This window comes from Embleya scabrispora, from assembly GCF_002024165.1.
Lineage (GTDB): Bacteria > Actinomycetota > Actinomycetes > Streptomycetales > Streptomycetaceae > Embleya > Embleya scabrispora_A.
This window is the reverse complement of the sequence record NZ_MWQN01000001.1, coordinates 6,753,511-6,771,448: the sequence shown is the minus strand read 5'-3', so window position 1 is coordinate 6,771,448 and position 17,938 is coordinate 6,753,511. Positions and strand designations below refer to the sequence as shown.

7 protein-coding genes are annotated in these 17,938 nt (G+C 67.6%); 5 read left to right on the top strand and 2 right to left on the bottom strand.

Annotated elements, in window-relative coordinates; all coding sequences use genetic code 11:
• Positions 1–42 precede the first annotated feature (42 nt).
• The 3 genes from B4N89_RS29755 (at position 43) to B4N89_RS49150 (ending at position 8,880) form a co-directional block, all read left to right on the top strand.
• A complete protein-coding gene (locus B4N89_RS29755; RefSeq protein WP_078978845.1) occupies positions 43–3,204 on the top strand; it encodes a DEAD/DEAH box helicase in 3,162 nt (1,053 codons plus the stop codon).
• 52 nt (positions 3,205–3,256) lie between these two features.
• On the top strand, positions 3,257–7,912 hold the full coding sequence (locus B4N89_RS29750; protein WP_078978844.1) for a DNA methyltransferase: 4,656 nt from the start codon (positions 3,257–3,259) through the stop codon (positions 7,910–7,912).
• Between the two features lie 68 nt (positions 7,913–7,980).
• Positions 7,981–8,880, top strand: coding sequence for a hypothetical protein (locus B4N89_RS49150; RefSeq protein ID WP_143658127.1), 900 nt, complete (start codon positions 7,981–7,983; stop codon positions 8,878–8,880).
• A 75-nt stretch (positions 8,881–8,955) separates the two neighbouring features.
• On the opposite strand, the gene B4N89_RS29745 is transcribed toward B4N89_RS49150, so the two are convergent.
• Together B4N89_RS29745 and B4N89_RS29740 are read right to left on the bottom strand one after the other, a co-directional pair.
• Positions 8,956–9,168 (bottom strand): DUF397 domain-containing protein, encoded by a 213-nt coding sequence (locus B4N89_RS29745; RefSeq protein ID WP_078978843.1) that lies wholly within the window; start codon positions 9,166–9,168, stop codon positions 8,956–8,958.
• Positions 9,165–10,109 carry a helix-turn-helix domain-containing protein gene (locus B4N89_RS29740; RefSeq protein ID WP_078978842.1) on the bottom strand — a complete coding sequence of 315 codons (945 nt, stop codon included), beginning with the start codon at positions 10,107–10,109 and terminating at the stop codon, positions 9,165–9,167. The genes B4N89_RS29745 and B4N89_RS29740 overlap by 4 nt, the downstream gene beginning before the upstream one ends.
• A gap of 65 nt (positions 10,110–10,174) precedes the next feature.
• On the opposite strand from B4N89_RS29740, the gene B4N89_RS29735 reads away from it, so the two are divergent.
• Complete coding sequence (locus B4N89_RS29735; protein WP_078978841.1) at positions 10,175–10,732, top strand: ATP-binding protein; 558 nt, start codon at positions 10,175–10,177, stop codon at positions 10,730–10,732.
• A 129-nt stretch (positions 10,733–10,861) separates the two neighbouring features.
• Positions 10,862–17,932, top strand: a complete 7,071-nt coding sequence (locus tag B4N89_RS29730; protein ID WP_078978840.1) for a DEAD/DEAH box helicase — start codon at positions 10,862–10,864, stop codon at positions 17,930–17,932.
• Positions 17,933–17,938 lie beyond the last annotated feature (6 nt).

Here is a 17,938-nt window from a genome sequence, read left to right as displayed (position 1 = left end):
CGAAGTCTGCCGTAGCTCTCGTTTCCGAAGGGACCGCTCAGCATGCCCGACGCAGTGCCCGGAACCCCGGAGGTCGATCCCGGTTCACCGGTGCCCGACGTCGTGCTGGCTTCAGGAGCGCGGACCACGCCCGAAAGCCCGCCCCCGCCCGGCACCGTGATCGAAGTCCGCGACGAGGAGTGGCTCGTGCGGGCGAGTCACGTGGTGCGTCCGGGTGAGTTCCTGATCGAGGCCACCGGCGCCTCCGACCTCGTCCGCGGACAGAACGCGCGCTTCGTCACGTCATTGGATCGCCCACGCGTGCTGCGCCCCGAGGACACAAAGCTCGTCGCCGACACGTCCGACGGCTTCCGGCTCAGCCGCCTGTTCCTGGAGGCGGTACACCGCAAGACCCCGCTGCCCCAGGCCGAACGCGGCCTCGCGCTCAGCGACGGGTTTCTGCTCGACCGGATGGACTACCAGCTGCGTCCGGCCGCCAAGGCACTCGCCAACCCGCTACGCCCGCGCCTGCTGATCGGCGACGTGGTGGGCCTTGGCAAGACCCTCGAAATCGGCATTCTGCTCGGCGAGTTGATCCGCCGCGGCCGAGGCGAACGCATCCTCGTGGTCACCCCGGCCCCGGTCCTGGAGCAGTTCCAACACGAGATGTGGACGCGCTTCGCGCTTCCCTTGGTACGCCTGGACAGCGTCGGCGTCGCCCGGATCGAACGCAAGATCCCGGTCGGGCGCAACCCGTTCACGTACTACAAGCGGGTCATCGTCTCGATGGACACCCTCAAGAACCCGAAGCGCTATAAGCCGCTCCTCGAAAGCGTCAAATGGGACGCGGTCGTCATCGACGAATCGCACAACCTCATCAACCAGGGCAGCGAACGCCGTGCGCTCGCGAACCTCCTCGCGGAGCGCACCGACGCGCTGATTCTCGCCAGCGCCACCCCGCACAACGGCGACATGGTCTCCTTCAGCGGTCTGATGCGCCTCTTGGACCCGATGGCGATCAAGGACCCGAAGAAGCCCCTAGCCGAGGAACTGCATCACCTCATGCTGCGTCGCACCAAGACCAGTACCGAGGTCACCGAGGCCCTCGCGGGATCGTGGGCACCTCGCGGCGGCTCCTACCCGGTGACCTGTCCGGCGGGTGACCTCGAAGAGCGAGTCTTCACCGAACTGGTCGAATCCTGGCTCGCCAAAACGCAGACCGCACAGACCACCCGAACATCCGGCCGGAGCACCGAGGACCGCCTCTTCCCGTATGTCCTGCTCAAGTCCTTCCTCTCGTCACACCGGGCGTTGTTCACGACCGCGCGGCAACGTCTGGCCAAGCTCGGCGACAAACTTCCCAAGGGCCACGACAAGATCACCGATCCCGCTGTCGAAACTCCGTCGGAAGTTGCCGAAGGCTCCGAAGTCGCCGCCCTGCGGCGCCTGATCGCGCTGTCCCGTGCCATCGAGGAGCGCTTCGGCGGGGCGACGGCACGCGCTCACGACCTCGCCGCCACGGCCAAGCTCGCCGGTCTCGTCGCCGAACTGGAGAAAATCGGAGTGGGCGCGGGCAGTGACGCGCGGGTCGTCGTCTTCTCCGAGCGTCGGGAAACCCTCGACTGGCTTGGCAGCGTCCTGCCCGCCCTGCTCGGCTGGAAGAAGCAGGCCGACGGCCGCGCCGCGGTCAAGGTCCTGCACAGCGGTATTCCGGACACCGTTCAGATGGAATACGTCGACGAGTTCGCCCGCGCGGGCAGCGACGTACGGGTCCTGCTGACCGGCGACGGCGCCTCCGAGGGCGTCAACCTGCACCGCCAGTGCCACCATCTCATCCACTGGGACCTGCCCTGGAGCCTGATCCGGGTCGAACAGCGCAACGGCCGCATCGACCGCTACGGGCAAACCGAGCCGCCCGAGTTCCGGGCCATGATCCTCACGTCGGAACACGAACTCGCGCTCGACGACCGGGCCATCGCCGAAAAGGTCCTCGCTCGCGAGGCCACGGTGCACGAGGTGTTGGGCGCGGTCGAGGCGGCCACCAAGGAGAAGGACGCGCAGAAAGAGGAAGTCCGGGTGATGGAGGCGCTGTTCAAGGGCGTCGCCCCCGCGGACGCGGTATGCGATCTGATCGTCCGCTCGGCGGACAGGGGTGACGACGTCGGCACAGTCGGACTCCCCATCGAGCGACAGACCATGAGCGAATTCGGCGTCGACCCAACGGCCGACGCCGAATTCGACGACGACTCGGCGTTCGACTTCGACTTCGACGACATCGGATCACTCGCCGAAGACGAGGCCGGCACCGGCAGCTCGGCGGAGCAGAGCAACACCCGCGCAGATTCCACATCGTTGCCGCCCATTCCGGTGGTCGACGAACTGCGGTTCTTCACCGGTCGCCAGGAATACGTTCGGGCCGGTCTGGCAGAGCTCGCCGAACTGGAGTCCTTCCGCCTGGACACCGTGGATCACGGCACCGACCTCAGCTTCGACACCCCCAAGGACCTGGTCGACCGGCTCGACGTTTTGCCCACCGGGTATCTGCGCGACCAAGGGATCAACCGACGGATGAAGCTGACCTTCAGCCGATACGACGCCGCCGACTCGTTGCGACGTGCCCGCGAGGACACGAACTCGCACTCCCTGTGGCCCGACGCGCATTACGTCGGCGAGTTGCACCCGGTCGTGGAATGGATCACCGACAAGGTGCTGGTACAGCTCGGCCGCCAACAGGCCCTGGTGCTCCAGGTCGACGGTGAACGTGTACCCGAGCCGGTGATCCTCACCCAAGGAGTGTGGTCCAACGAGGAGGGCCGTCCGACCGTCGTCGCGTGGCTCGCCGTGTACCTGGGAATCGACAGTGAGCCGACGGTCCGGGAACTCACCCGTGACCTGCTCGCGGAACTGGGTGTCGGCCCCGGGATGAGCACCGGTTTCACCGGTGGTGACCTCGCCGCGTTGACGCCCTTGATCCCCGCGGCAGTGGCCGCGACCCGCGCGGAGCTGGACAAGCTCCGCGTGAAGGCCGATCGGGAAGTCGACGCACCGTTGCGGGACTACGAGACGCGGGTGCAGAGCTGGCAACAGCAATCACTTCCGGGTTTCCCGGGCGGCCGAGGCGCTCGCGACAGGGTCGGCGACACCTTGCGCGTTGCCGCACAGCGGCTGCGGACCGCAGGTGAACCGATGGTGCGCGTGCTGGCCGTACTGGAGCCCGGCACATGACAGGCCACGACGACATTCACACCGATGACCGCAGCGGGCAGGAGCAGCAGGCGTGACGTTCGACTCCCTGATCAATGAGGGTGAGTACTTCCCGTCCTTCTACCTGGACGAGATCCTGCCCAAGCAGCTCAAGAACGGCCCGCTGAAGGACTGGACGGCCCAGGAGCGCCAGGGCAGGCCCACGCCCCGGCAGGGTCTGCGCGACCTGGCCGGCGTGTACCTCGACGCCCGCGCGGCACTGGGTCGGGATGCCGAAAAGTTCGGCAGCGTCCCCGACGCCTTCGCGTTCGCCGCGCAGGAGGCCGCCACTGCGGCGCTGAAGGCGCTCGGTCCGCAGCACGAGGTGCCCGACTTCCAGCCGCAGCCGCCTCGCCCGGTCGACGACGGCAATCCCGAGGCCCAGTGGCGCACGGGACTGGCCGACTGGCACGCGCGACTGTTGCACGCGCTCGGATTCCGTTGCACACCCGGTCACCTCACCGCACACGGCCCCACCGGTCCGAGCGCCGTACCCGTCCTGCACAGCGAGCTGGGTGTCGTGGTCCTCGCCGGCGGCTTCGCCGAGAACGTCGACGACGCACGGGGCGACGGTTTCGCGAACCGGCTGCCCGCGCCGGTACGGGTCGCTCCGGGCAAGACCGTCCACAGCGTCACGGATCTGGCCGCCTGGGTGCTCGCCGCGGCCAACGGGCCGCGCTACGCGGTACTGCTCTTCGGAGCGGTGCTGGTGCTCGGTGACCGGGAGGGCTTCGCGCGGGGCCGCTACCTCGCGGTCAACCTCGACACCGCCCTGCCGCGGATGGCCGCGAAGGCAGCGACGGTGGGAGAGATCGACCTGATCGCCGCGCTCTTCGGCGCGCCCTCGCTGCGCCCGCGCGAAGACGGCGTCGACGACGACATCACCCGACTGCTCGCCGAGTCGCGCGACCACTCGGTGGGCGTGACCGCGGAGTTGCGGGTCGGCCTGCAAAAGTCCGTCCAGCTGATCGCCAACGAGGTACTGAACCGCGCCCGCGCTCAGGATGTGCAGCCCGATGACCTTCAGGAGTGGCTGCCCGAGACCCTCAAGGAACCGGGCGATCTGCCCAAGCTGTTGACCACCGAGTCGCTGCGTTACCTGTACCGCATCTTGTTCCTGCTGTACGCCGAGGCACGACCCGAACTCGTCATCCTGCCGATGAAGAGCGAGGAGTACGTCACCGGGTACAGCGTCGCCCGGCTGCGCGAGCTGGTCGTCCAGGAGAAGCTGGGCAGCAGTTCCCGACGCGGCCTGCACTTCCACGAATCGCTCGCCCTGCTCTTCGACCGGGTATTCCGGGGACACCCGACGGCGGACACGCTCACCACGCGCGAGGGCGCGGGCGCGGCGGCTTCGGCGGGGGTATCCCAGGCGGAGCCGGTTGTTGATGTCTCGGGCCCGGGTGCGAGTGTTGCCGAAGACGACGGGTATGAGGGCGTGCGCATCGAGGCCCTTCGTTCCCGGCTGTTCGACCCGGCTTCCATAAAGCTGGTCGGGCAGCAGATCACCTACCCGGAACATGCCCTTCCCGAGGACGCTCCCACCCCGGCCCCGCTCGACCTGCGGTTGCGCAACGAGGTGTTGCACCAGGTTTTGCGCCACCTGACCCTCAAGGAGGGCAAGGTGGGCGGGCGTGGTGGCTTCATCAGCTACGCCAACCTGAGCATCAACCACCTGGGCGCGGTGTACGAGGGCCTGATGTCATACACCGGCTTCATCGCCCGCGAAGCGCTGTACGAAGTAGCCAAGGGCGGTGACCCCGAGGGTGGTTCGTGGTTGATCAACGCCGGCCAGGTCGCGTCCGGCCGCTACCCGGATGAGCCGGGCAACAGCGTCTTCGTGAAGGACGAGGTGGATCGCGACTCCGGTGAGAAGGTATCGCGCGTGCACCCCGTGGGGTCGTACGTCTACCGGCTGGCGGGCCGTGATCGGCAGACCAGCGCGTCGTACTACACCCCCGAATCGCTGACTCAGGTCACGGTCGAACAGGCCCTGCGCTTCCGGCTCGACGACGACGGGAACGTCGACCCACGCGAGCCGGAGAAGTCCGAGGTGAAGGCCGCCGACGTGTTGCGCTGGCGCGTATGCGAACCGGCCCTGGGGTCGGGGGCGTTCCTCAACGAGGCGGTCAACCAGCTTGCCGAGCTGTATTTGCGGCTGGCCCAGCACGAGCGCGGTGAGCAGATCGACCCGGAGGACTATCAGCGCGAACTGCAAAAGGTGAAGGCGTACATCGCGCTACACAACGCGTACGGGGTCGACCTCAACGACACTGCGGTGGAGCTGGCCGAAATCTCGTTGTGGCTGAACACCATGTATCCGGGGATGAAGGCCCCCTGGTACGGCCTGCACCTGCACCGAGGGAACTCGCTGATCGGCGCGGTGCGGAAGGTTTACGGCGGGCAATCGCTCAGTGAGGGCGGCTGGCTCAACGCAAAGGATCAGCAGCGACCGAGGCACGTGCCGCTGACCGAGAAGCTGCCCGGACGGGCGGTGCACCAGTTCCTGCTGCCCGCGCTGGGGTGGGGATCGGTCGCCGAGGCGGTGTCGATTCGCAAGCCGGCAAAGGACGCGGAGGACCAGACCCCGAAGAGTGTGGTGGCCGGGGCCGTCGCGGACTGGCTGGAGCCGGAACGCATCCAGGCGATGATGCGATGGCGCGCTGCGATGCGGCGGGCGCCGAAGGGGGACCCGAAGACGGTCGCCGCTGCGGCGAAGAAGCAGGCGGGGAAGGTGTCGACGCCGGCGCAGTCTCCGCGATTGCCCGCGGTGTACGCGGACTCCGGGCAGGGCGCGCTCGACCTGGGCATGGACATCTGGGAGCAGCCTGGGCTTGATCTCACGGGGGCCGGCGCGGGAGGCGGCAGCGGTCGCGGACTCGCCGCTGTGAGGCGGGAGCAGAAGCGTGAGGACACCCAGGACAAGGCGGAACTGAGGTCGCAGACCGGCAGGTTGCGGGCGCTCGCGCTGCGGGTGGAGTACCTGTGGGGGCTCGTCGTTCTGCGGCTTCGGCTCTCCGAGCAGGAGATCGCGCGGAGCATCGACGTGTGGGGCGCGCGGCCGGAGGATCTGGCACAACCGCGGGCCGGCGCGGTCATGGACCGGGACGCGGTGTTGGCAGCGCTGCGCACGGAGGGCAGCCCGTACTGGCGGCTGAAGCAGCTGATGGACACGTGGTGCGCGCTGTGGTTCTGGCCGTTGGAAGAGGTTGGCTTGCTCGACGGTACCGATCGGGATGCCTACTTCGTGGGGGACAAGGACCTGACGAAGATCAAGCGGGGGCTCAAGGACGAGAACGGCGATGTGCGTCAGGTGGCGCTCAAGTCCCTGGACGACTGGCTGGAGTTCGCCGAAGCGGTCGTGGGTCGTGTGGACGCGGATGGCGATTCATTGTTTGAGATTCCGGAGGTACGTGACCTCGAACAGCTCGATGCGGTGGAGCGCGAACTCGACGCGAAGATGGTTTCGATCTCGGCCTGGGCGGAGGCCACCGATATTGGGGGGACCTTCCCTTGGTTCGGTCGAGCGTACGACATCTCGGCGCAACAGGGGTTTCAGCACTGGGAATTGGACTTCGCACACGTCTTCGTTGAGGGCGGATTCGACCTGATGGTGGGGAACCCGCCGTGGGTCAAGCAGGAATGGAGGGAAGGTGGTGTTCTCGCCGAGTTCGAGCCTTGGTTCGAACTCGCCGAAAAGCCGAGTAACGAGGCTTGGGCGGAACGCAAGGGGGCGGTGCTGGTGCGCCCAGGTGCACGATCGGCATTTCTGGGTGAACTAGGAGAAAATGCAGCGGCTTCCGAATTCATGGCATCGCTGGATATGTACCCTGAGCTTGCCGGTACGCAGCCGGATTTGTATCGAGCTTTCATGGTGCTGGCCTGGCGCACGACGGGGAGGCAAGGCGTGGCTGGGCTCATCCACCCATCGACACATCTGGCTGGGGCGAAAGAGCGGGCTCTGCGGCGGGCCGCCTATCGACATCTGCGATTCCATGCAGACTTTGCCAATGAGCTTCTACTCTTTGCTAACCCTGTCGGCAATAGCAGCCACTTCAGTGTGAATGTCTATTCCAGCGATAGTGAGATTCGGTTTCAGCACATGAGCTGGCTGCTGCACCCGCAGGTGCTGGCCAGGTCGCTACGGCATGATGGGACCGGTGCCGTTCCTGCTGTGAAGCACGAGGGCAAATGGGATTTGCGGCCGCATCGTGATCGCATCATCACCGTCGACCGCCGTACACTCGCTGAGTGGGGAGCGCTGGCGGGTGAAGAGGTTGCTTCTCCTGTCGAAGAGGTGAAGCTGCTCTATCCGGTTATGCGATCCGAAGAGTCGGCTATCGCCGCATTGGCACGGTGGTCTCACCGCCTTGGCTCCCTGGAGCCGCGTATCAGCCGCGGATTTGACGAGAAGAACGACCGCACGGCCGGATATTTCTCGTGGTCTCCAGGCGTTGCGCAGCATTGGAATCAAGTCATTATCCAGGGAACGATGCTGGGTGTTGCAACGCCATATTCGAAGCAACCGCCCAAGACTGGTTCCAAAACAATGCGGGATTACGATCCTTGGGACCATGTTGACCTTGCCGAAGATGCGGTGCCTTGCACAAACTATCGGCAGTTGTCCGAGCAGTCTCGATACGTCGCGGGCAGGACCGCTGGGTCGATCATGCGCGGTTCTTGCAATTGAGGAATGACTCAGCAGCCAATGCCGCGGCAGAGGCTGAAGTCGATATTGTGGAACCTAAATTGTGCGGCATGGAGCGTCAAATTGCGATCGAAGACATTCTTCGATCGGCGAGCATGCGTCCATTTTCCGAGTTCTATCGTGTTGCATGGCGAGAGATGATTGCATCGAATACGGAGCGTAGTCTTTACGCAAGTTTGATCCCGCCAGGGGCCAATCATATCCATGCGGTTCGGAGCGCTGCGCTTGCTTCCGCCGTGGACACGGTGCTGGTGGCGGGCTTCTTTGCCTCACTGCCTCTGGACTACGCTTTGCGCATCTCCGGGCGAGGGCATTTGGACACTTCTGATGCGAAGGTCTTGCCAGCTCCGACGCCTGGACACCCCTTGGCTGCGTCACTTTTGTTGCGTACTCTACGGCTCAACTGTCAAACGAACGCCTACGCAGCCTTGTGGGAAGAACTTTATGATCCCGCCTGGCAGGAAGACGCCTGGGTTGAGGATCTCGCGGGTCGGTTTGACACGCATCTAGCTCAGGGTGTCACTCCGAAGTGGACTCGCGACACCCCGCTCCGTGCCGAGCGTTTGCGCCGCTTTGCATTGGTGGAGATCGACGCCCTAGTAGCTGTCTGGTTGGGGATCAGTGCCGATGAGCTGGTGGCAATATACGAAGCTCGATTCCCAGTGCTTCAGCAGTATGAGGAGAATATGTGGTTCGATGCGTCCGGGCGTCGCATTACCAAAGCACATCAGGTCCACGGCTACGGCCAGCCGAAGGACGCCTGGAAGCAGCTCAGTTCGCATGAGAATTTTCCGCTTGAGGCCACTGTCCCCGATAGTTATGTCGGCCCGCTTTATCGCGCAGACCGTAGGCGAGAAATGCGTGCTGCGCACGACGAGTTCAGCCGCCGTCTGCGAGCAGCTGGCTGGGAGCCTGGAGATGCGAAGGCGCCCGGGAGCGTGGGGGAGTGATCGCTACCAGATCGAGGGCCATGCCACTGCTCATCCGTAGGCATGGCCCTCTCGGCTGGTGTGCGCAAGTTCGAGTCAGTGGGCCCGATCAACCGTAAAGACGACGAAGCCTGTCCACGCCTTGGACGACAGCGCGAGGATCGGACCGTCGTGATTCTTGGAGTCCCGAACGTAAACGACTTCGGTGCCTGTCGCCGCTTCCACGCACTCGCCGCCGCCGCCGCTGCTGTAGCTGCTCTTGAACCATGCGCCCTCCGGGACAGGTGGCGCGGCACGCTGAACGGTCATCGTTCTCCCAGCAGTTGCTCGACAAAGGCCAACGACTCACTCGGGGTGAGAGCCTGAGACCGCAGGATGCCATAGCGGGATTCAAGTTCGCGGATCTTTGGCAGCCCGGTGTACAAGCGGCTGTCGTCCTGTACCTCGGTGTACGCGACGCGCTGTCCCTGCGCGGTGTCGATCAGGTTGAACGGGCCGCCGAGACCGGCGTGGTCCTCGCGATTGGTCGGCATGACCTGGATCTCCACGTTACGGTTTTGCCCGATGAGGAGGATCTGCTCCCGCTGACCGCGCAGCGTCATCCGGCCGCCGATCGGCCTGTGCAGCACCGCCTCTTCCATGATGAAGCTCATCAACGGAGAAGGCCGACGGCCGAAGATCCGCTGTCGTGCCAAACGCGCTGCCAGTCGTTGTTCGATCACTTCGTCGTCCAACAGGGGGCGCTGCATGCGAAACACGGCACGCGCGTAGTCCTCGGTCTGCAGCAGACCTGGAACGGCGACCGTGGCATACACCGACAGGGCAACCGCTTCTCCCTCCAACCTCGCCGCGTCCCGGAAGAACGCCGGATACTGCGCCCGCGCCAAGTCCTCCTTCAGCGCCTTGAGTACCCCGCCCGCATCCAGCGCGTCGTCCGCCTTGTCGATGAACTTGGGCGGCGCGATGCGCCGACCCTGCTCGTAGGCCGCGATCGTCGCGGTCGAGTAGCCCATCTGTGCGCCGAACTCGACGCGCTCCACCCCGGCCCTGATCCGCAGCAGCTTCAACTGGCGACCGAAAGCTGCCACCAAGCCCGTCCCCGGCTCGTCTTCCGGCCGTTGTCCGATCGTCTCGCGCCCGCCGTTTCCATCTCGCTCTGACCCACTCGGCCTCACCACCCTCCCCAGCCCAACGCGCCGTCGAAGTCCTCTACACGGCGCACACCGCCTACTCGTCCCACCCCGACGCATACAACCCCGAAACGTCCGTGCGTCACCCCTGGTCACGCTACGCCACCGATTGGGACGTTGGCGGCATGACGATCAAGTCCGACACATCTCCCGAAACCGCGTTTCCTGTGGATCTCGCCGAGCCCGCCCACCACTTCGCCATGCGTTTCAGCTCGACGCCGCGCGGCGCCCGTCTCGCGCGGCGGCTCGTGGCCCACCGACTGCACGAATGGGGCGTGCCGTACGACAGCGACCCCCACGATGCGATGACACTGATCGTGGGGGAGCTGTGCGCGAACGCCGTATGCCATGGCCACGCCCCCAGGCGGGATTTCCGGCTCCGTCTGGCCGCGAACGATGCGACCATCCGCGTGGAGGTCACCGACTCGCGCTCCGGATTGCTTCCCGTCCCCGGCGCCGCCCGCGTTCGCGAGGACACCGCCCCGATCGCCGAATCCGGACGTGGCCTGCTCCTCGTGGCGAGCACCGCGACCGAATGGGGCTGGTACCCCGAGCCGGGTGGACGAGGAAAGACGGTCTGGGCCGACTTGCGCCTCCACCGCGCCGACGCCGATTCCTCCGCCCCCAACGCGACCGCATCGAAAACGCGGCCCGGTCCGGATCGGCGGAAACGTCCCAAGTAGCCACCACCGACCCAACCGGCACCAGGTGAAACAACAGGCTCACCGTCGGACACCGCCAGTAAGGTGGACGGATCATCGAGCGCAGCGGATATCGATGATCCTGACCGACCACGGGGGCCTGCGAGCGTCATGAGACCCACACTGGCCGCGCAGACACTGCGCGACACCACAGTCGAGTATCTGACGACGACGTTCGCGCTCGCGGAGCCCGACACCCAGGACGCGCTGACCGACTTCCTGACCGATCCGGCCGACGGGCTGTTCCGCGGCCCCTACCTCCGCATCCGGCGCCCGTTCCGGCCGGCCGCCGACGGCTGGCAGCGGCACCTGGACTGGTGGCCCGGAGACCAGTGGCCATACGCGCACCAGGCGGAGGCGTTTGCCCGACTGACCACCAAGGACGGGCACGTCCCGCAGCCGACCCTGGTGACGACCGGCACCGGCTCGGGCAAGACCGAGGCGTTCCTGACGCCGGTGCTCGACCACTGCCGTCGGGCACGGGTAGCCGGCCGGCCCGGCATCAAGGCCATCCTGATGTACCCGATGAACGCGCTCGCCGGCGACCAGGCCGACCGACTCGGGAGACTGCTCGAAGACAGCCGCCTCGCCGAGGTCACGGCGGGCCTGTACATCGGCGAGGCCAAAGCGTCACGCACGGCATCGCCGTACGGGCGGGTGATGGTCGACCGGGCCGAGATCCGCCGTAACCCGCCGGACATCCTGATCACCAACTACAAAATGCTCGACCTCCTGCTCCAGCGGCAGCAGGACGCCCCGCTGTGGCGCGACGCGGACCTCGCCTACATCGTGATCGACGAGTTCCACACCTACGACGGCGCGCAGGGCACCGACGTGGCGATGCTGCTGCGCCGCCTCGCCGCCACCGTCGGGGTCTGCGAGCCCGGGCGTCCGCTCGGCTCGATCTGCCCGGTGGCGACCTCTGCCACGCTGGGCGCCGCGCAGGGTCTGCCGGCGTCGGCCGCGCCCGCACCGGACGCCACCGGCGCCGGCCCGCGTCCCATGCTGACCTTCGCGTCGCAGGTGTTCGGCGTTCGCTTTCCGGACGACTCGGTCGTCGGCGAGGACCGCCAAGAGCTGGACGCGTTCCTGTCTCCCGTCGATCTGACCCTGCCGCTGCCCAGCCCCGCCGAACTGGTCGCGCTACCCGATCCGGCCCGCACACCCGCCGGCTTGGACGCGGTCGCCCGTGCCACCGTCGGTTGTGACGCCGTCGACCCGCGTGAGTTGGGTCGTCGACTGCTCGCGCACCCCTTGACCCATGCCCTGCTCCGGGCCGAGGTGGACGCGCCGCTCACCGCCGTCGAAGCCCTGTCCTCCTTCGATCCCACCTCCGCGTGGCGCACCGCCGCGGCGGGACAGCCCGAGATCGCGGCCACCGCGCTGGCCCGCTTCGTGGCGTTGATCTCGGTGGCCCACGACCCCGCCGCCCCCGCCGGGCGTGAGCGGCCCCTGCTGATGATCGAGACACACCTGTGGCTGCGCGCGCTGTCCCGGGTACTCCGCTTCGTCGCCCCGACACCGGTCTTCTCCTGGTCCGACGCCGACCAGGCGGCGGCCACCGCCGTCGACGTGGCCCCTGCGGCGTTGGGCAACGGCCGCCCGCCGCGAGCCGATTCACCGCAGGAAGAACGCCGCCGCCTGGCCCGGCGATCCGGGCGGCTGCCCGCCGTGTACTGCCGACACTGTGGACGGTCCGGCTGGAGCGCGATCTGCCCCGAGCGCAACCCGAATTCGCTGGTGACGGCACCGGACGAGATCTACCGACTCAGCGCGGGCGGCGGTGCGGGCAAGGGCCGCGTGCGAGCGCTCGTCGCCGCGACCGCGACCGAGGCGGCCGAGCAGGCACGGGCGATCCTCCATCAGCGCACACGGCGCGGGCGTCGTGGGGCCAATCACGACTCGACCGTGCTCGTGCTCGAAGACAACGGCGAGGCGCTGCGTCGGATCGACCCCGACGAAGTCCTCCTCGACGACCACCGGATCGCCGACGCCCCCGAGAACGGCGTCTACGTGCTGGCCTGGTTCGACAACGCCGAAGCCGACGCGAACTCCCAACAGGATCGCTGTCCCGCGTGTGCCCAGGCCCAGGGCATCCGCTTCCTCGGCGCCGGAGTGGCCCCGCTCGCCTCGGTCGTGGTCACCCAACTGTTCACCGGTGGCGAGTTGCCCAAGCGCGACAAGCACGGGCGCGACCACCGGCGCACGCTGATCTTCAACGACTCGGTCCAGGACGCGGCACACCGCGCCGGATTCGTGGCCAGTCGAGCCTGGAAGTTCTCCCTGCGCTCCCTCGTACACCAGCAGTTGGAGTCGCGCGCGCGGGAGAATCCGGTACTGGGCACCGAGGGGATCCCGCTCAACGAGCTCATCGCCGCGCTGGTCAGTCGCGCCGCGGTCTCCGAAGAGCGATTGCTCTCCTCCGTCGTTCCGCCCGACCTGCACGACGTGGACCAGGTGAAGGCTCTTCTGGCACGCAAGAAACGCGTCTCGCCCAGTGCCTGGAATCTGGTCGGAGAGCGGCTGGCACTCAACACCATCCTGGAGTTCGGCCTCAATTCGCGCATGGGGCGCACCTTGGAGCTGACCCGCACGGTGGCGGCCGAGGTGCACGTGCCGAACGCCGAGCGCGTGGCGAAGACGGCCGAGGCCCTGTATCTCAAGCATCTGGAGGGCCAACTTCCGCTCGGTGAAGCACCGGATGAAACTGTCCCCGCCCGCCACGCGCTACCTGCCGCCGGCCCGGAACGGCTGCGGCGCTTCGAAGGCTATATTCGCGGCCTGTTGGAGCACGTACGGCAAAGCGGCGGTATCCGGCACGCGTGGCTGGACGCGTTCATCACCGCGGAAGGCCGTCGCCGCTACTCCATCTGGGGCGGACGCCCGGAGGGCATGCCGGCCTTCGGCCGCAACTCCGAGGCACCGGCGTTCGTGCTCGTCGGTGCGGGCTCCGGCAAGACGGACTTCGAGCGCGTCGACACCCGGGAGAGCTGGTTCGTCGACTTCACCCTGCGCTGCCTCGGCCTGGACGCCGCGGCCGCGGCCGGGTACCTCACCGAACTGATCCCGCTCCTCGCGGGCGACGACATCGGCGTACTCGCCTATCGAGCCACGGGGGACGCCAAACAGGGCCGAAACCGAGGCCACGGCGTGTACGGGCTCACCCCCGGCCACATCCGCGTCCGCCCACTCGCCGACGACCAAACCGCACACGCCGCCTTGACCTGCCCGGACTGCGGCTGGACGCAGACCGTGCCTCCCGAGCGCGTTCCCGTCTGGACCGGACTTCCGTGTCCGCTCAAACGCTGCGGTGGCGCGCTGATCGTGCCCTCGTCGGCGGCGGACGGGCGCGCCGCGCGCGACTACAGCTCCGACTACTACCGGCGGCTGTACCGCGAGTCGGACACCTACAGCGTGGTTGCCGCCGAACACACCGGCGTTCTCAAGCGCAAGGAGCGCGAGGAAGTCGAACGAGGCTTTCGACAAGGCGTGTTGCACACCGACCCGAATGTCCTCTCCTGTACCCCCACACTCGAACTCGGGATCGACATCGGCCAGTTGGAGGCGGTGATCCTGGCATCGCTGCCGCCGACCACGGCCGGCTACACCCAACGGGCGGGCCGGGCGGGCCGGGCCACCGGCAACGCCTTCCTGGTCTCCTTGGCCGACACCAGCCCGCGGGCCCTGTACCACCTCGCCGAACCACGCCACCTGATCGCCGGCCCGATCCTGCCGCCCGGCTGTTTTCTGTCCGCGGGCGAACTGCTGCGCCGGCAGTACACCGCCCACCTGATCGACCTGGCCGCGCGCGGGCGACTCGACGACGTGCCACCCCTGCCCGACCGCGCGACCGCCCTGTTCGGACGAGTCGGCTGGCTCGGTGTGTTCGGCAAGGCGGTCACTGAACGCACCGACCTCGTCGAGGACTTCCTGAACCTGTTCCCCACGATCGACGGCGTACCCGATTCCGGGGTCTCCCACGACGCCCGCAAGTCGTTGCGGCGCCACGTGGAAGGCGGCGGCCTGGCCCGTGCGCTGCGCGACGCCGAGAAGGCGTGGGAGGCCGAACGGATCGAGCTGGTGCGGCGACGTGCGCTGATCAACGAGGCGGCCGACGCTCTCCAGGACAACATCGAAGACCAGGCCCGCGAAAAGCGCGGCCTCGGTCGGGAAGCGATCGGGGTCGGCAAGCGGCTCCAGGAACTCGGCCAGTCGGGCGCCCAGGGCTTCCTGGTCGAATGCGGCCTGCTGCCCAACTACAGCCTGGTCGAGGACGGCGTGCGCCTGGAGGCGATGCTCACGCACAAGGAACCCGCCCCGAAGACACGTGGCAGCGACACCGACGACGCACCCGCATCGAGGTGGCGTAGCGAACTGCGCGTTTACGAGCGGCCCGCCGAGGCGGCCCTGACCGAACTCGCCCCAGGAAACGCCTATTACGTGCGGGGATACCGCCACGTCGTGGACGGCTTCGACCTCGGGAGCCGCAACCAGGGCACGGACCCGGCCAGTGCCGACGAAGGCTCCGCGGTGCGTATGTGGCGGGTCTGCAAGGAGTGCGGACACGTCCGTACCGCCAATGCCATTGCCGACAAGTCGGCCTGCCCGCGGTGTGGCGGCCGAGGTATCGGCGACCACAGCGCCCTGCATCAGGTGATCGTCCCGCACAAGGTCACCGCCCGCGACAAGCGCGACGACGCACGGATCATCGACGACCACGACAACCGCAGCCGGGGCACGTACACCGTCGCCACGGCCGTCGACATCGACCCGGCCGCGATCAAGGCGACCTGGCGGCACTCCACCGCCACGTTCGGCGTCGAGCACGCGCGCGAAGCGGTCATCCGCCGCTTCAACCTCGGCGCCGCCAAACACGGTCGCCGCCCCGACACCGCCTTCGCAGGTACGCCGGTCACGGTCACCGGCTTCACCGTCTGCCCGCAGTGCGGCGGCGCCACCACCCGTGAGCCCAACCACACCCCGGTCCAGGAGTCGCTGAGCGAATCCCGCGCCAAGCGGCCCGACATGGCACACCATCGCCCTTGGTGCAGAACGCTGCGGCTGGACCGGCCCACGCACGCGGCGGACCAGCGCGTGATCACCGCCACCGAGCATCACACGGAGGCGCTGCGCATCCTGCTGCCCGCCGCGACGTTCCTCGTCGAGGAGCGCCTCGCGTCCTTCTCCGCCGCACTCCACCTGGGCCTGGCCCTGCGCTACGGCGGCGACCCCGCCCACATCCGCTCCACGCCCAGCACCGCGCCCGACCGGGACACCGGCCTCACCCGCAACTACCTCGTGCTGTACGACGCGTTGCCCAGCGGTACGGGATACCTGCAACGCCTCGCCGAGGGCGACGGCGCAGAACTGCGTGCCGTACTGGCCGCCGCCCAAAAGGCATTGCGGGCCTGCCCGTGCGGCCCGGGGTCGCGCCGCGCCTGTCACCTGTGCCTGCTCGGCTATGCCCCGCAGCGCGACTATCGCCACGTCGACCGCCAGGAAGCCCTGTGGATGCTCGACGGCCTCCTCGGTGCCGACGGCGCGAGCGGATGGAGTGTGCGCAAGGAACAGGCCGGAGCCGAACAGCGGTTTGCCGAACAAGCGGAGAGCGACCTGGAACGTCGCTTCATCGGTTGCCTCGACCGCTGGCTGGCCTCCCTCCCGGACCAAGGAGTGGACGGCCACGAGGAAACACCCACCGGCCGGCAGGGCAAGCAATTCACCGTGCATCGCCCCGACGGCTCCCCGGTTCGCTGGGAGGTCGTCGCCCAGAAGTATCTGCCGGAGCAGTCCACTCGGCCCGATCTCCTCCTGCGTCCCGTCGCCGGGGACACCGCGAGTGACGGCGCCCCGCCGCTGCCGATCGCCGTCTACCTCGACGGCTACCGCTGGCACGCATCCGCAACCACGAACCGCATCGCCGACGACGCGGGCAAGCGCGCCCGACTGCGCGCGAACGGGACCCTGGTCTGGCAGATCACCTGGGACGATGTGATGGCGTGGGAGCACAGCCTCGCCGACGGCCCGAGGCAGCGGAAGCGGGCGGACGACGACCGCGAACCCGCAGGCGCACCGGCCAACCCCCTGGCCGGGCTGCTTGCCGGGCCCGTGGCAGACGCCGCATGGCCGCCGTACCCGGTTTCGGACGAGCAGACCCCCGGCGGCAGGGTCCGGGCCATGTGGGCCCGGAAGCGCCGTGATCCCGCCGAAATCGACGAGTTGCTGTACGCCGGAGCCATTCCGTCCCTACTCGGCTTTCTGCGTGATCCGGACCTCGCTCGATGGCAGCTACTGGCCAAGCTGTGCGTCGGAGCCTTCCTGCCGATCCTGCGTCCGGGGGAGCACGTCGAGGCGGATCCGGTCACCGCCGTGCCCTGGATCGAAGCGGTACTGCGCGGCGAGCGGCAGCCGTCCGTCAGTGGGAAGGGCATGAGGCTCATTTCGACTCGCGACGCCTCGGGCCTTCCACTGGTCCTGATCGCCGACCTGTCGAACGGACAACGGTGGAGCGCCCTGACCGTGCTGGACGATCGTGCCGAAGCGGTGCACGGCGACCGGCCGGAACACCGGCGGCGCTGGAAGGCATGGCTGTGCTGGGGGAACATTCTCCAGTTCCTCGACCCGACGGGGGAGGGCCGCGCCGACGGACTGCAACTCGCCCGCACCGGCCTCGACACATTCGACGCACGGTTGTTGGCTGTCACGGCCGGACACGGGAGTGGATTGCTTTCGGCGCTGCGCCTGGAGATTCCCGGGAGCGGCCTGCACTTGGTGACTGATCAGGTACCGGAAACCGCGACCGCGGAGCAGCCCCCGGGCGCCGTTGAAAAGGTATCGAGCGAGGTCGAACTTCGGCTGTGGGCAGCGCTTTTGGAAGAGCTCTCCCGCATGGGAGATCCAGGCATCGAGCAACTTGCCCAGAGTCTCGCCGACCGCGGCGACGTACATCCGGCGACCCCCGGGTACGACGTCGCGGGCATTTCGCACCCGATCGAACTCGCATGGCCGGACCACCGGATCGGAGTCGTACTCGACGAAGACGCCCAAGACGGCGACTACATGGCACAGTGTCGACATGCTGGCTGGCTCGTGCGACCCAGCGGAGCATGGACGCCCCACGAACTGGCCGCGCTCTTGAACGCGGAGCCGGGACCAAGTACGGCGGAGAAGGCTGGAGGGTGAACAGGG

Excerpts from the sequence above, each read along its gene's own strand:
- B4N89_RS29755 (WP_078978845.1), top strand. The coding sequence starts at position 43 with ATGCCCGACGCAGTGCCCGGAACCCCGGAGGTCGATCCCGGTTCACCG.
- B4N89_RS29740 (WP_078978842.1), bottom strand. The coding sequence starts at position 10,109 with ATGCGTCGGGGTGGGACGAGTAGGCGGTGTGCGCCGTGTAGAGGACTT.
- B4N89_RS29730 (WP_078978840.1), top strand. The coding sequence starts at position 10,862 with ATGAGACCCACACTGGCCGCGCAGACACTGCGCGACACCACAGTCGAG.
- B4N89_RS29745 (WP_078978843.1), bottom strand. The coding sequence starts at position 9,168 with ATGACCGTTCAGCGTGCCGCGCCACCTGTCCCGGAGGGCGCATGGTTC.
- B4N89_RS29735 (WP_078978841.1), top strand. The coding sequence starts at position 10,175 with ATGACGATCAAGTCCGACACATCTCCCGAAACCGCGTTTCCTGTGGAT.
- B4N89_RS49150 (WP_143658127.1), top strand. The coding sequence starts at position 7,981 with ATGGAGCGTCAAATTGCGATCGAAGACATTCTTCGATCGGCGAGCATG.